Annotated in this window: 14 protein-coding genes; 12 read left to right on the forward strand and 2 right to left on the reverse strand. The window is 71.0% G+C overall.

Translation table 11 applies throughout. From position 1 onward, the window contains the following. Nucleotides 1-128: 128 nt before the first annotated feature. The 6 genes from CLV30_RS27005 (at nucleotide 129) to CLV30_RS15655 (ending at nucleotide 5,176) form a co-directional block, all read left to right on the forward strand. Nucleotides 129-1,310, forward strand: coding sequence for a sensor histidine kinase (locus CLV30_RS27005; RefSeq protein WP_205740976.1), 1,182 nt, complete (start codon nucleotides 129-131; stop codon nucleotides 1,308-1,310). Then, complete coding sequence (locus CLV30_RS15635) at nucleotides 1,307-1,975, forward strand: response regulator (protein ID WP_106538152.1); 669 nt, start codon at nucleotides 1,307-1,309, stop codon at nucleotides 1,973-1,975. Before CLV30_RS27005 ends, CLV30_RS15635 begins: the two co-directional genes overlap by 4 nt. 104 nt (nucleotides 1,976-2,079) lie before the next feature. Beyond that, nucleotides 2,080-2,406, forward strand: coding sequence for an ArsR/SmtB family transcription factor (locus CLV30_RS15640; RefSeq protein WP_106538225.1), 327 nt, complete (start codon nucleotides 2,080-2,082; stop codon nucleotides 2,404-2,406). Further along, nucleotides 2,403-3,263: an SRPBCC family protein gene (locus CLV30_RS15645; protein ID WP_165358693.1), complete on the forward strand. Its 861-nt coding sequence runs from the start codon at nucleotides 2,403-2,405 to the stop codon at nucleotides 3,261-3,263. The genes CLV30_RS15640 and CLV30_RS15645 overlap by 4 nt, the downstream gene beginning before the upstream one ends. Nucleotides 3,264-3,293: 30 nt before the next feature. Then, nucleotides 3,294-4,325, forward strand: a complete 1,032-nt coding sequence (locus CLV30_RS15650; protein ID WP_106538226.1) for an ATP-binding cassette domain-containing protein — start codon at nucleotides 3,294-3,296, stop codon at nucleotides 4,323-4,325. After that, nucleotides 4,322-5,176 carry an ABC transporter permease gene (locus CLV30_RS15655; protein WP_106538154.1) on the forward strand — a complete coding sequence of 285 codons (855 nt, stop codon included), beginning with the start codon at nucleotides 4,322-4,324 and terminating at the stop codon, nucleotides 5,174-5,176. Before CLV30_RS15650 ends, CLV30_RS15655 begins: the two co-directional genes overlap by 4 nt. A 117-nt stretch (nucleotides 5,177-5,293) precedes the next feature. On the opposite strand, the gene CLV30_RS15660 is transcribed toward CLV30_RS15655, so the two are convergent. Together CLV30_RS15660 and CLV30_RS15665 are read right to left on the reverse strand one after the other, a co-directional pair. Further along, nucleotides 5,294-7,240: an ABC transporter ATP-binding protein gene (locus CLV30_RS15660; protein WP_106538155.1), complete on the reverse strand. Its 1,947-nt coding sequence runs from the start codon at nucleotides 7,238-7,240 to the stop codon at nucleotides 5,294-5,296. After that, nucleotides 7,237-8,841, reverse strand: a complete 1,605-nt coding sequence (locus CLV30_RS15665) for an MFS transporter (protein ID WP_205740977.1) — start codon at nucleotides 8,839-8,841, stop codon at nucleotides 7,237-7,239. Before CLV30_RS15665 ends, CLV30_RS15660 begins: the two co-directional genes overlap by 4 nt. A gap of 256 nt (nucleotides 8,842-9,097) precedes the next feature. On the opposite strand from CLV30_RS15665, the gene CLV30_RS15670 reads away from it, so the two are divergent. From CLV30_RS15670 to CLV30_RS26545, 6 genes are all read left to right on the forward strand, one after another. Beyond that, a complete protein-coding gene (locus tag CLV30_RS15670; RefSeq protein ID WP_106538156.1) occupies nucleotides 9,098-9,490 on the forward strand; it encodes a winged helix-turn-helix transcriptional regulator in 393 nt (130 codons plus the stop codon). An 81-nt stretch (nucleotides 9,491-9,571) separates the two neighbouring features. Next, entirely contained in the window at nucleotides 9,572-10,525 is a 954-nt protein-coding gene (locus CLV30_RS15675) for a TIGR04222 domain-containing membrane protein (protein WP_106538157.1), read from the forward strand. A gap of 71 nt (nucleotides 10,526-10,596) precedes the next feature. Then, complete coding sequence (locus CLV30_RS15680; protein ID WP_106538158.1) at nucleotides 10,597-11,397, forward strand: ArsR/SmtB family transcription factor; 801 nt, start codon at nucleotides 10,597-10,599, stop codon at nucleotides 11,395-11,397. Nucleotides 11,398-11,620: 223 nt separating this feature from the next. Next, nucleotides 11,621-11,914 carry a hypothetical protein gene (locus CLV30_RS26535; RefSeq protein ID WP_106538159.1) on the forward strand — a complete coding sequence of 98 codons (294 nt, stop codon included), beginning with the start codon at nucleotides 11,621-11,623 and terminating at the stop codon, nucleotides 11,912-11,914. Between the two features lie 47 nt (nucleotides 11,915-11,961). Continuing rightward, the gene (locus tag CLV30_RS26540) at nucleotides 11,962-12,657 is read left to right on the forward strand and encodes a hypothetical protein (protein ID WP_165358694.1); all 696 of its coding nucleotides are present in this window, start codon (nucleotides 11,962-11,964) and stop codon (nucleotides 12,655-12,657) included. 22 nt (nucleotides 12,658-12,679) lie between these two features. After that, nucleotides 12,680-14,524, forward strand: a complete 1,845-nt coding sequence (locus tag CLV30_RS26545; protein ID WP_106538160.1) for a M91 family zinc metallopeptidase — start codon at nucleotides 12,680-12,682, stop codon at nucleotides 14,522-14,524. The last annotated feature ends 13 nt before the right edge of the window (nucleotides 14,525-14,537 follow it).

Below are 14,537 nucleotides of genomic sequence, written 5' to 3' on the forward strand. Positions count from 1 at the left end.
AGCACGGGCCCGTTCTCGGTGTGGGTTCGTGGTCGTAGTCGCGGCCCGCAGCAGGGGACGGCTCCGACCGGGGGATGACATCCCGCGGTCCGATGTGGCGCCTCCGCGTGTGCCGGTACGGTCGGGCCGTGGTCGATCCGGAGCCGTCGCCGTCGTTCTCGCGGCTGCCGCCACGCTGGCTGCTCGGAGCCGACGCCGTCGCGGCGCTCGTGTACACCGCGCTCGTGCTGCCCACCGCCGTGTCCGAGGGTCACTCGCCTGGCCTCGCCGTACCACTGGTGCTCGCAGTAGGGCTGCCGGTGGCCGTACGGCGCAGGTGGCCGCGGCCCGTCCTGGCCGTCGTCGCCGTGGCCAGCGTCGCCGGCATGGCCACCGGGGTGGTCGAGGACCCGTTCGTGGCCGCGACGCTGGCGACGTACACGGTCGCGCTCGACGAGCCGCGGAGGCGCTGGGTCCCGACCCGCACGCTCGGCGTCGCGGGCGCGGCGTTCGTCGTGTTCGCGGCAGCTGTCGGGCCGGTCGGCTGGCGCTGGGACGAGGGCGCGTCGGTGCTGCTGGGCGCCGCGATCGTCGCGGCGGCCTGGGCGCTGGGACGTGCCGTGCGCGATCGCCGTGCGTACACCGAGCACGCGGCGCGACAGCTTGCCCGTCGCGCCGTCACCGACGAGCGGCTGCGCATCGCGCGGGAGCTGCACGACGTCGTCGCCCACAGCATGAGCCTGATCACCGTCAAGGCGGGCGTGGCGCACCACGTCGCGCACGAGCGCCCGGACGAGGCCGCGGACGCGCTCGGTGTGATCGAGACGACAGGCCGCACCGCCCTGTCCGAGATGCGGAGTCTGCTGCATCTGCTGCGCACCGACGAGACCCCGGCCGGAGCGTCCCCCGATCTCGCGCCGGCGCCCGGGCTGGCCGACCTGCCGGCGCTGGTCGATCGGGCGCGGATGGCCGGCGTGCAGGTCGACCTGCGGGTCGAGGACGGTGGCGACCTCCCGGAGGGCGTCGACCTGTGCGCGTACCGCATCGTGCAGGAGGCGCTGACGAACGTCGTGCGTCACGCCGCGCCGGCCGGGTGCACGGTCCGGATCGCCACCGCCGACGGGACGCTGGCCATCGACGTCCGCGACGACGGTCCGGGGGTGCGGGTCCTGCCGGATTCGCCGGCCGACGTGGGACACGGCCTGATCGGCATGTCGGAGCGGGTGGCGGCCTTCGGCGGCGAGTTCTCGGCCGGCCCGGAGCCCGCCGGCGGCTTCAGCGTGTCGGCACGTCTGCCGTATCGCACGGCCGACGCCGGGAGCCCGGCGTGACGACCCGCGTGCTGGTGGTCGACGACCAGGCGCTGGTACGCGGCAGCTTCCGGTTGCTCGTCGACAGCGCGCCCGGGCTCAGCGTCGTCGGCGAGGCCGGGACCGGCGACGACGCCGTGCGGCTGTGCGCCGACGCCGAGCCGGACGTGGTGCTCATGGACGTGCGCATGCCGGGAACCGACGGCATCGAGGCCACCCGGCGCATCTGCGCGACGCGCCCGCACGTCCCGCGGGTGCTCATGCTCACCACCTTCGACCTGGACGAGTACGTCTATGCAGCGCTGCGCGTCGGCGCCAGCGGTTTCGTGCTCAAGGACATGCCACCGGCCGAGTTGGTGTCCGCGATCCGGGTGGTCGCCGCCGGCGACGCGCTGCTCGCCCCGTCCGTCACGCGGCGGCTGATCGACAGGTTCGCGCACGCTCCCGGTGTCGGGCCGCCCGGGCAGGGACCCCGTGCGGACCTGGACGGTGTGACCGAGCGTGAACGCGACGTCCTCGTCCGGGTCGCGCGCGGGCTGGCCAACGACGACATCGCCGCCGAGCTGCACGTCAGCCTCGCCACCGTCAAGACACACGTCGGGCACCTGCTGGCGAAGCTCGACGCGCGCGACCGCGCCCAGCTGGTCATCGCCGCCTACGAGAGCGGCCTCGTCTCCCCCGGCTGAGCCGTGCGGCTCGCCCCTCCCCGTCGAACGAGCGACCTCCCTGCGGAACTCGTCGAACCACATGCCGTTGCGGTTATATTCCTGTGGTGGCATACTTCTGCACGATGAACGTGCCGTTCGACGTCCTCTCCGAGCCGGTGCGGCGGCGGATCCTCGACCTGCTGCGGGAGCGTCCCCGCCTGGTCGGCGAGCTGACCGACGAGCTCGGCCTCTCCCAGCCGGGCACGTCCAAGCACCTGCGCGCCCTGCGCGAGGCCGGCCTGGTCACGGTCCGCCCGGACGCGCAACGGCGCTGGTACGAGCTGCGTCCCGAACCGCTCGCCGAGATCGACGCGTGGCTCGCGCCGTACCGGTGGATGTGGGACGAGCGGCTGGACGCCCTCGAACGACACCTCGACACCATGGACGACACGCCCGAGGAGAACACGTGACCGAGACTCTGAGTACCGAAGGCGGCCGGAACGTGCTGCGCATCGAACGGCGCCTGGCTCATCCGCAGGAGAAGGTCTGGCGGGCGATCACCCGGCCCGACCATCTGAGTCGCTGGTTCCCCGCCACCGTCGAGTTCGATCTGGTGACCGGCGCGGAGGTGTCCTTCGACATGGATGGCGAGGGCACCATGTCCGCCGACGGCACCGTCACCGTCGTCGACCCGCCCCGGCGGTTCGCGTTCACCTGGCACGGCGAGGTGCTGGACTGGGAGCTTCACCCCGAGGGCGACGGCTGCCTGCTCGTCTTCCGGCACACGTTCGACGACCGCGCGGGCGCCGCCAGCTTCTGCTCGGGTTGGCTGCGCTGCCTCGACGCCCTCGACGACGTCGTGGGTGACACCCCGGTGACACACCGGGCTCCGTCGCCCGAACTGCACGACCACTACGTCGACCGGTTCGGGCTGGACGAGCCGGCCGTGGTCGACGACGGCGACAAATGGCGAGTGCGGGTCGAACGCCAGCTCATCCGGCCCGCCGAGGACGCGTGGGCGCTGCTGGACACCGGCGACGGCGACGTTCCCGGCGGGTTCACGCACGACCGGCTGACCGCCGGCGCGCTCGTCCGGCAGGAACCCGCGCGGGTGCTGGAGTTCGACTGGAGCGCCGGCGAACACACTGCCGGGCGTGTGCGCTGGGAGTTCACCACCGGAACCGGGCACGGGGCCAGGCTCGTCGTCACCCAGACCGGCCCGGCCGCGCTGCCCGGCGAACGCGACACCGCCGTGCGGGCCTGGCCGCAACGGGTGGCACGGCTGGCCGAGCAACTGCGATCCACCGCCGCGAGATACGACGAGTGACCGACGACGTTGTCGGTGCGCGCGTGCATGATGGGTGCCAACACTTCCATACGACCTGACGAGGAGCGCCTCGTGTCCACATCCTCCGACCTGGCTGTCGAAGCGTCCGGCCTGGTCAAACACTTCGGTGACACGCACGCGGTCGACGGTGTCGACCTCGCCGTGCGGACGGGCACCGTCTACGGAGTGCTCGGCCCGAACGGCGCCGGCAAGACCACAGCCGTGCGGATGCTCACCACGCTCAGCCAGCCGGACGCCGGTACCGCGCACGTCCTCGGTCACGACGTCGTCCGCGAGGCCGACGCGGTGCGCGGGCTCGTCAGCCTCACCGGCCAGTTCGCCTCCGTCGACGAGGACCTCACCGGCACCGAAAACCTGGTGCTGCTGGGTCGGCTGCTCGGCTACACGCGTGCGCAGGCCCGCGAGCGCGCCGACGAGCTGCTGACCGCCTTCGGGCTCGGCGACGCCGCGGACCGGCAGGTCAAGAAGTACTCCGGCGGTATGCACCGGCGCATCGATATCGCCGCCAGCATCGTCGTCACACCGGAGGTGCTGTTCCTGGACGAGCCGACCACGGGGCTCGACCCGCGCAGCCGTAACCAGGTGTGGGACATCATCCGCGTCCTCGTGTCCGGCGGCACCACCGTGGTGCTCACCACGCAGTACCTCGACGAGGCGGACCAGCTGGCCAACCGGATCGCCGTCATCGACCACGGCAAGGTCATCGCCGAAGGCACCAGCGGGCAGCTCAAGGCGTCCGTCGGGGTCGGCGCGGTGCACGTGCGGCTGCGCGACCCCGACCAGCGCCCGGCCGCCGAACAGCAGCTCACCGCCGCTCTCGGCGTCCCGGTCCTGCTCGATCACGACCCGGTGGCGCTCACCGCGCGGGTCGAGAACTCCGACCTGGTAGCGCACGCCATCGCCGAGCTGACCGCGTCCGGTATCGGCGTCGCCGAGTTCTCGCTGGGCCAGCCCAGTCTCGACGAGGTGTTCCTGGCGCTCACCGGGCGCCCGGCCGAGCCGGACACCACGAGCGAATCCGACGAGGAGAACGCAGCATGAGTACCCAGCCGTCCGCCTCTCCCCGGGCCGGCACCTCGTCCACGACAGTCGACGACTCGCTGGCCGCCGCGCTGTCCAGCCGGTCCAGGCCGTCCCGGCCCAGCGGCGTGACCACGTCGCTCACCTTCGGCTGGCGCGCGTTGCTCAAGATCAAGCACGTTCCTGAGCAGCTCTTCGACGTGACCATCACACCGGTGATCTTCACCCTGATGTTCACGTACCTGTTCGGCGGCGCGCTGGCCGGTTCGGCCAGCGACTATCTGCAGTTCCTGCTGCCCGGCATCCTCGTGCAGACGGTCATCATCACCACCGTCTACACCGGGTTCACCCTGAACACCGACATCTCGAAAGGCGTGTTCGACAGGTTCCGATCGTTGCCGCTGTGGCGACCGTCGCCGCTGGTCGGGGCGTTGCTCGGTGACGCCGTGCGCTACGCCATCGCCTCGACCGTCGTGGTGGTGCTCGGGCTCATCCTGGGGTTCCGCCCGGACGGCGGCGTCGTCGGTGTACTCGGGGCGGTGCTGATCCTGCTCGTGTTCGCCTCCGGCATCGGCTGGATCTTCACCACCCTGGGGCTGGTGCTGCGCACGCCGAACGCGGTGATGGGTGTCGGCATGATGATCATCATGCCGGTGACGTTCGCCAGCAACATTTTCGTCGACCCGTCCACCATGCCGTCGTGGCTGCAGAGCTTCGTCGACGTGAACCCCATCTCGCACCTGGTGACGGCCGAACGGGGACTGATGTCCGGCACCGCGAGCGCCGGGGACATCGGCTGGGTACTGGTCGCGACCGTTGCGCTGACGGCGGTGTTCGCCCCGCTGACCATGTACCTGTACCGCCGCCGCTGACCCGCTGCCGCGGGCTGTCCGTGATCATCGGCACTTGTCCGCCGTATGAGCGGGAAAGTGCCGATGATCACGGAGGCCTCAGCCAGGTGACGCCAGCTCACGCCGGAGCCGCCGGCGTCACCGCCCGGCGGCTCCGGCAACGGCTCCGGCGACGGGCTCGTCCGCCGGCCCGGTATCGCCGTCGGACGGTTCCGCCTTCCCCTCGGAGCCGGCGAACTGGGTGCGGTACAGCTGCTCGTACCGCCCGCCGGTCGCCAGCAGATCCTCGTGTGTGCCCCGCTCGAGGACCCGGCCCTCCTCGATGACCAGGATCAGGTCGGCGGCGCGGATGGTGGACAGCCGGTGCGCGATCACCACCGACGTGCGGCCCACCAGCGCTTCGCCGAGCGCTTCCTGCACCGCGGCCTCCGAGGTGGAGTCGAGGTGCGCGGTCGCCTCGTCCAGCACGACCACCCGCGGCTGCGCGAGCAACAGCCGCGCGATGGTCAGGCGCTGCCGCTCGCCACCGGACAGCCGGTACCCGCGCTCGCCGACGATCGTGTCCAGCCCGTCCGGCAGGTCCGCGATCAGCTCGTCGATCCGCGCCCGGCGCAGCGCGTCCCACAGCTCGCGCTCGGACGCGTCCGAGCGCGCCAGCATCAGGTTGGCCCGCACCGACTCGTGGAACAGGTGACCGTCCTGCGTCACCATGCCGAGCGTCGAGCGCACCGACGACATGGTGAGGTCGCGGACGTCGACCTCACCGAGCCGGACCGCGCCGCTGTCGACGTCATAGAGCCGCGGCAGCAGCTGCGCGATGGTCGACTTCCCGGCGCCGGACGAGCCGACCAGCGCGACCATCTGGCCCGGCTCGGCGCGGAACGAGACATCGTGCAGCACCTCCTCGCCGCCGCGCACGTCGAGATTCGCGACCTCCTCGAGCGAGGCCAGCGAGACCTTCTCCGCCGTCGGGTAACTGAAGTGGACGCCGTCGAACTCGACCGACACCGGCCCGTCCGGCAAAGCCCGGGCGGAGGGCTTCTCGCGGATCAGCGGCTGCAGGTCGAGCACCTCGAACACCCGCGCGAAGCTGACCAGCGCGCTCATGATCTCGACCCGCGCGCTGGCCAGCGCGGTCAGCGGCGCGTAGAGGCGGGTGAGCAGCAGCGCCAGCGACACCACGTCACCGGGGTCGAGCTGCCCGCGCAGCGCGTACACGCCACCCAGCCCGTAGACCAGTGCCAGCGCCAGAGCTCCGACAAGTGTCAACGCCGTGACGAACACGAACTGCACCATCGCGGTGCGCCGCCCGATGTCGCGGACCCGGCTGGCCCGGGCGGCGAACTCGCTCGACTCGTGCTCGGGGCGGCTGAACAGCTTGACCAGGGTCGCCCCCGGAGCGGAGAAGCGTTCGGTCATCTGGGTGCCCATGACCGAGTTGTGGTTGGCGGCCTCCCGCTCCAGCTGCGCCAGCCGTGTGCCCATGCGGCGGGCCGGCAGCACGAACACCGGCAGCAGCACCAGCGTGATGAGGGTGATCTGCCAGGAGATGCTGACCATCACGCCCAGCGCGAGGACGAGCATCACGACGTTGCTGACCACGCCGGACAGGATGTCGCTGAACGCGCGCTGCGCACCGATGACGTCGTTGTTCAGCCGGCTGACCAGCGCACCGGTGCGCGTCCTGGTGAAGAACGCCACCGGCATCCGCTGCACGTGGTCGAACACCGCCGTGCGCAGGTCGAGGATCAGACCCTCGCCGATGCTCGCCGACAGCCACCGCTGCACCAGGCCGACGCCGGCCTCGGCGATGGCGATGGCCGCGATCAGCAGCGCGAGCCCCACGACCGTGCTCCGTGCCGCGCCGTCGATGATGGCGTCGGTGACCCGCCCGGCCAGCACCGGGGTGGCCACGGCCAGCACCGCCGTCACGACGCTGAGCAGGACGAAGAACGTCAGGAACCGCCGGTGCGGACGCGCGAAACCGCCGATGCGGCGCAGCGTCGCCTTGGAGAAGGGACGCTTGTCCTCCTGTGCGTGCATCGCGTTGTACAGCGACGTCCACGCCGTGACTTCCATGCTCATGCGACGATCTCCTCCGCGACGGCAGCGCCGTCGGTCTCGGCTTCGTGAACCTGGCCGCCGTTCCCGGTGTCGCCACCCTGGCGGACGTTGCGCAGCAGCACCGCCGCCAGCACCCCGCCGACGACGACCGCCGTCGTGCTGACCACGGCCGTCACCTGAAGGCCGTCGGTGAAGGCGGCCCGTGCCACCTCGAGCAGTTCGGCGCCGACCTGCTCGGGTGAGCGACCGGCCACGGCGGTGGCCGCGGCGAGGGTCTCGCGTGCCGCTTCGGCCGCGGCCGGGTCGAGCCCGGAGGGCAGCGTGTCGTCCATGCGAGCACGGTAGACGGCGGTGCCGACACTGCCGAGCACGGCGAGTCCCAGCGCCCCGCCGAACTCGTTGCTGGTCTCCGACGCCGCCGAGGCCGCTCCCGCGCTCTCCGCGGGAGCGGAACTGATCACGAGGTCCGTGCCCAGCGCCGCGGCCGGCGCGAAACCGGCGGCCATGACCACGGTGCCGGCGATGAGCATCGCGAACCCGCCGGTCTCGCCGACCTGTGTCATGAGCCCCACGCCGACGGCGCTGACGAACATCCCGGCGGCGATCAGGAACGCGGGGCGCACCCGCCCGGCCAGTGCGGGCGCCACCGACATGCCGAGCATCATGCCGCCGGTCATCGGCAGCACCCACAGACCCGCCCGGAACGGGGACAGCCCGTGCACGAGCTGCAGGTACTGCATGACGAACAGGTTCAGGCCCATCATCGCGAACGTGCTGATCGTCATCACGCCCAGAGCCGCGCCGTATCCCGGGTTCCGGAACAGCCGCACGTCGATCAGCGGATCGTCGAGCATCCGCTGCCTGCGCACGAACACCACGCCGACCACGAGGCCCAGCGCGATCGCGGCGACCAGCGTCCAGCCGAACCCGTTCTCGGCGAGCTTCTTGACGCCGTAGATCACCGGCAGCACGGTCGCCAGCAGCAGTATCGCGCTGGGCAGGTCGAGACGTCCCGCGTTCGGGTCACGGTACTCCGGCAGCAGGTACGGCCCCGTCAGCAGCAACAGCGCCATCACCGGCACGCCCACGAGGAACACCGATCCCCACCAGAACTGCTCCAGCAGCGCCCCGCCGACCAGCGGCCCGATCGAGCCGCCGACCATGAAGCTCGTCATCCACAGCGAGATCGCCTTCGTCCGCTGACGTGCGTCCTCGAACATCGTGCGGATCAACGACAGCGTCGACGGCATGAGCGTCGCTCCGGCCACCCCCATCAGAGCGCGGGCGGCGATCAGCATCTCGGCGTTCGCCGAGTACGCGGCGAGCACGGACGCGGCCCCGAACGCGGCGGCGCCGACGAGCAGCAGCTTGCGCCGGCCGACGCGGTCGCCCAGCGAGCCCATGGTGATCAGGAAGCCGGCGATCAGGAATCCGTAGATGTCGGTGATCCACAGCAGCTGCGAACTGCTCGGCCGCAGCTCGGCGCTCAGGTTCGGCACCGCCAGGTGCAGCACCGTCAGATCCATGACGATGAGCATCGCCGGGAGGCTGAGCACCGCGAGGGCGGTCCACTCCTTCGTTCCGGCCCTGGCGGGCGTGTCGGCGGTGGTGACGGGGTCCACGGGGTTCTCCTTGTCGGATTCGTACGCCGCGCCGGCAGGTGCCGTCCACGGCTCGTGGACCCCACTCTCATACCTCAACAATTGTTTAGGTCAAGGACGAGTGTCCGGCGTCACCCGGCGCCCCTGTCGCACGGCCGCCCGATGCCCGGCCGTGCGCCATCGTCCGGCCACACGGGCTGCGAAGTCCTGACGGTCACTGTTTGTTCCCGGGGCCACGACGTGTCACTCTCGGACATCGTCGGAAGGAGGCCACGCCATGCCCGAGCACGACGCCGCGGCGACAGCCCGCATGGTCGAGCAGGAAGGCTGCCCGATCGTCGAGGTGCTCGACCACGTCGCGGGCAAGTGGGCCATCGGCATCATCGTCGCCGCTGCGCCGGGGCCGGTCCGGTTCACCGAGCTGGAACGTGCCGTCGACGGCATCAGCCGGCGGATGCTCACCCTCACGCTGCGCAGGCTCGAGCGCGACGGCCTGCTGACGCGCACCGTGTATCCCACGGTGCCGCCCAAGGTCGAGTACAGCCTCACCGACATGGCGTGCGAACTGCACGCGTCACTGCTGGAACTGACGTCGTGGGCCGAACGGCACCGGATGGCGATCGCGCGGGCTCGTGCCGCCTACGACGTCGCGCACAGCGCCGCCGGCTGACGACGGGCCCCGCGTCGCGCCGGCGTCACCTGTCGTTCGGCTGCGCGCCGCCGTGACGTCACGCCGGGCGGGCATGCTCGCGTGACGACGGCACGGCCGCGGATCCGCGCCCCGGCAGGCGCACCGTGCGGCCGCGAACGGCTCGGGTGGGAGCGGGTGGACGCACTGCTGGCGATGTGGTGGGTGCTGTACGCGCTCGTCGCGTTCCTCGGGATCGGCAGCGCCGGCCTCGCCGCCGTCGCCGACCGACGGCCGCGACCCGAGGACGTCCGGCACCTGCTCGAGCACGCGCCGCTCGACCTGTTCCGCACCGGGTTGCTCAGCGGCGGCACCGTCCGGGCGATCGACGCGCGGATCGTCGACCTTGTCGAGCGAGGACTCGTCGATGCCGGCGGCGGAAGGCTGAGCCTGTCCCCCGACGCTCCTGCCACGCCCGACGCCCACGACGCGTGGCTGCTCGACACGGTGCGGACCGACGGAGCGCACGGTGTCGACGCCGTCCGCCGCCGCGCCGCCACCCGCGTGCCCCGGTCCGTCCTCGACCGGATGGCCCGGCGAGGGCTGATCGTCGCTCCCGCGAAGCGGCGGTCGGCTCCGATGGTCTTCGCGGGCCCGACCCTCGCCGGCGTCGCCGGCTGCACGTTCGGCATGATGCTCGCAGACCCCGCCGCCGACGTCGAGATCTCCGCGGCCGTCGCCGTCCTGCTGTGGTTTCCCGCCGCCATCGTTCCGGCCCGGATCACCGCGGGGCGGCCCGGCTACTCGGGGCCGGACCCGGCCAGCGGGCTCGGTCGCGCGGTCCTCGACAGCCTGCGCACCGGCCTGCCGGCAGACGCCTCCGAGGCGCGCCGGGTCGCGCTCGGCGGGTTCGACGCCATGGCCGACACGGCCCTGCGCGACGCCGTCCAGGGCAACGAGCCGGACTCGCGCTGGAGCGTCGGCAGCGGCCACCGCGACGTCGGAGTCAATGCCGCCCTCGCCCCGGCCGCGGGTTTCGACGACCGTGACTCCGACTCGGGCGACGCCGGAGATTGACATGCAGCTAACTGGCTGCGTAATTTAGACAGGCAGCCGGACGGCTGCATATACGAGAGGGGGCGGTCGCCGTGGACGAGGTGTTCAGAGCACTCGCCGACGCCAGCCGCCGGTCGCTGCTCGACAGGTTGAACGCCCAGAACGGGCAGAACCTTCGCGAGCTGTGCGACGGCCTCGACATGGCCAGGCAGTCGGTCAGCAAGCACCTGGCCGTCCTCGAATCGGCGAATCTGGTGACGTCCGTCCGGCACGGCCGCCAGAAGCTGCACTACCTCAACGCCGAGCCGATCAACGCCATCGCCGATCGCTGGATCGGGCAGTACGACCGCGCCCGCGTCCGCGCCCTCGCCGACCTGAAGACCGCATTGGAGTCCGAACCGATGGACAGACCGACGTTCGTGTACACGACCTACATCGACACGACACCCGAACGGCTCTGGCAGGCGTTGACCGACCCCGAGTTCACCCGGGCCTACTGGGGGCTCGTCTTCGACACCGACTGGACCGCGGGCTCGGCGATGACCTGGGAGCAGCACGGCACCAAGATCGCCGATCCCGAGCAGGTCGTGCTCGAGTCCGACCCACCGCACCGGCTCTCCTACACCTGGCACACCTTCACCCCGGAGTGGGCCGAAGCCGTCGGGGTCAGCGAGCACGACCGCGCGCGCATGGCGGCCGAGCCGAGGTCGAAGGTGTCGTTCGAGATCGAGCAGCAGGGGCCGGCGGTCAAGCTCACCGTGATCCACGACGGGTTCGACCCCGGCAGCACGGTGCACGAGGCGATCAGCGGCGGGTGGCCGGAGATCCTCTCCGGACTCAAGACCCTGCTCGAGACCGGCCGTTCCCTCCCCGAGGCCGAGCCCGCCTCCTGATGCCGGGAGCCGGAGCCGTCGGACGCCGGCCGTGCCGCGGCGGCGACGCGTGGACCAGCCATCACCAGGACTGTGCATGCGTCACGAGGCCTGCAGGGGTGGTGACGCATGGAATTCCATGGTGAACGTGGTCATTCCCGGCGCGGCGGGGGCACGAAGATCCGTTAGGCTGGATCCGTCCAGTGTCCGAGCGGATGCGCCGGCGAATTGGGGAATGACTCGGATGAGCGAGGTCAAGGCGAATCCCGAGACGTTGAACGACGTCGGCAACCGCATGCTCACGTCGTCACGTGACCTGACCGACGCGCTCACGTCCGTGGGCGAGCACGCCACGTTCGACGCGTCGTCACTCGGCCGCGCGGGCGACGACTCCCAGCTACCCGACACGTTCGCCTCGGTCGTGGCCGAGGTGTCCGGCATCCTGGAGAACTTCGGCGCGGTGCTGGAGGCCGACGGCAACCACGTCCAGCGGGCCTCGCGCGACATCGACCAAGTACTGAACCGGCGCGAGCCGTGATCCGTCCCAGCTCCGTCGATGATTCACGCACGACCAGGGAGCCCTGAATGCGCCGGATCCGGCTCGCGCCGGTGGTCGCCGCACTCGCCGTCGCCGGCGCCTGCGGCCCCGACGCCTCCGGCGACGATCAGCCCGCCGGCCCCGACGAACCCGACGCCCCTGACGCGAGCGAGACCACCGTGGAACTGGACGTGACCCTGGACGCCGAGCTCGGCACCGGCAGTCCGTCCGGGACGGCGTACCCGCCGGAGGCCCAGGGCCTGGTCGCCGAGTACACCGTCACCAACAACACCGAAGGTCCCGTGCTCGTGGCCGAGCGGCGCCCGGACGTGGCGACCGTGGACGTCGGTATTCCGCTCCCGGACACCGCGGAGTCGACCTGGGTGTACGCCGGTGACGACGGCACCGTCCGCGTCACCAAGGAGATGTTCCCGGTGGCGGGCGACGGTACGAACGGCCAGGCGTACACCGTCCCGGCGCGGCGGCTCGCGTCCGGCGAGAGCATGACCGCGCGCGCGTTCGCCCTGACCCCGCTACGGCGCATCGTCGCGCATCCCGACGCCTTCGACGTTCCGGGGCCGTCCGAGTTGCCGGCCGATGCCACACAGTGGCGGTTCTGCGTCCAGGTCGCTCCCGATCCGGGGACCCGGGACGAGCCCGCCATCTTCGACTACACCCCCGACCGCCAGTTGCTGTGCTCGGACGCGGCGTCGCTGCCGTCCGGTGCGCTGGCCGACCGATGACCGTCACCCACGGAGACCGCTGATGAGCCTCTTCCTCGACGACGTGTGGGACCTCGGCGCCGACATCGACTACCTGTACACCGCCGGGACCGCGTGGGCGAACCTCGCGACCGATCTCGGTAACGAGTCCACGGCCATCGGCAACCGCGAGGAGGAGCTGCGGCTGAACTGGCAGTGCTCCATGGCCGACAGCTACTTCGAGCACGCCTCGCGGCTGAGCAAGGCGTTCGGGAACGCCTCGGACATCAGCGGCGGTGTCGCCGACATTCTCACCAAGCTCAAGGACGACGTCCGCGACGCCGAGGACGAGCTGAGCGCGAGCTTCGCCCGGGCCACCGCGGACGCCGGCTACTACTACCCCTGGCCCGGCAAGATCTACTTCTTCACTGACGAGGACGAAGCCACGGTCCTCTCCGAGCACGAAAAGGCCCAGGGCATTCTCGACACGTTGAGCGAGCGCATCCGAGCGCACAAGAAGACGCTCGAGGCGCTGGCCGGCGACGCGGCCGGCATCAAACGGAACTGGGCGGCGGCCGCCGCCGGCGACGACCCGGGGTGGGACATCCCGACCGGCTCGACCTACGGCGTCCAGGTCACCTCGCTCGACGGCACCACGGCGGTGACCACCGGGGACGGCAGCGAAACCGTCGAGGTCACGGTCGACCCGGACACCGGCGAGACGATCGTGACGATCACCGACGCGATGGGTAACGAGACCGTCGAACGCGTCCCCGCCGGGAACGAGGTGGTGATCAACACCGGCAAGGGGGACGACGAGATCACGGTGCCCCGCGGGACCAACGTGAACGTCCGGTTCGCGACCGGTGCCGGCGACGACACCGTCTCCGCGCAGGGGTCGGAGGGCGACGTCGAGACGTTCGGCGGCGACGGCGTGGACACCCTCGAGACCGGCGTCGGCGACGACTACGTCAGCGGCGGCGGTGACTCCGACTACGTCGACGGCGGCGCCGGGAACGATGTCCTCACCGGCCGGCTGGGCAACGACACCGTCTACGGCATGGACGGCACCGACGTCATCGCCGGTGGCAGCGGTCAGGATTACCTCGAAGGTGCCAAGGGCAACGACACCGTGTTCGGTGGCGCCGACGGTGACGTGGTCTCCGGCGGCTACGGCGACGACGACCTCTTCGGCGGCGACGGCGGCGACAGGATGTACGCCGGTGGTGGCGACGACGCCGTGGACGGAGGGCGCGGCGCCGGCGACGAGGCCTTCGTCGAGGCCGGCGACGACACGGCCGGCCGGGAGAACAGCGTGGTCGTCGAGATCCCGCCGAAGGAGGAGTACCTGCGATGGCTGGAGATCGAGACCAGCGGGTCGCCGGAGTTCCAGGACCGGGTGCTGGCGGACCTGGCGATGATGGCGTCGTCGCCGGTCGGCCAGAAGATGCTCGAACGCCAGGGTGAGCACTATGACAACTCCGACAACGGGTGGTTCGACTTCAGCAAGGAGAAGGTGACCATCCGCGAGCACGCGGGTGGCAACAACAGCGCGAGTTTCGACGGTGACGAGTACGCCGTCGCGCTGGACGTGAACCACACGTCCCAGGGCTACCCGATGGACTACGACGATCCCAATTACGATGTGACGCCGCCGAACGTGTTCTTCTTCCACGAACTGGGCCACATCAACCAGTACCGTTCCGGCGAATCGGACCAGTTCTACGATTCCGACGGCGACAAGAGAAAATACTCCGACGGCACACCACTGATCGAACGGCAGAACGTCGGACTGGAGTGGGACGCCGACGGCGACGGGGACGAAGAGATCGACCCGGAGTACGACTTCGACTACACCGAGAACGGTTTCCGCGAGGAGCTGGGGCTGCCGAGCCGCAACCAGTACTGACCGCCGTGATCAT

It is taken from the genome of Haloactinopolyspora alba (genome assembly GCF_003014555.1).
Classification (GTDB): Bacteria; Actinomycetota; Actinomycetes; order Jiangellales; family Jiangellaceae; genus Haloactinopolyspora; species Haloactinopolyspora alba.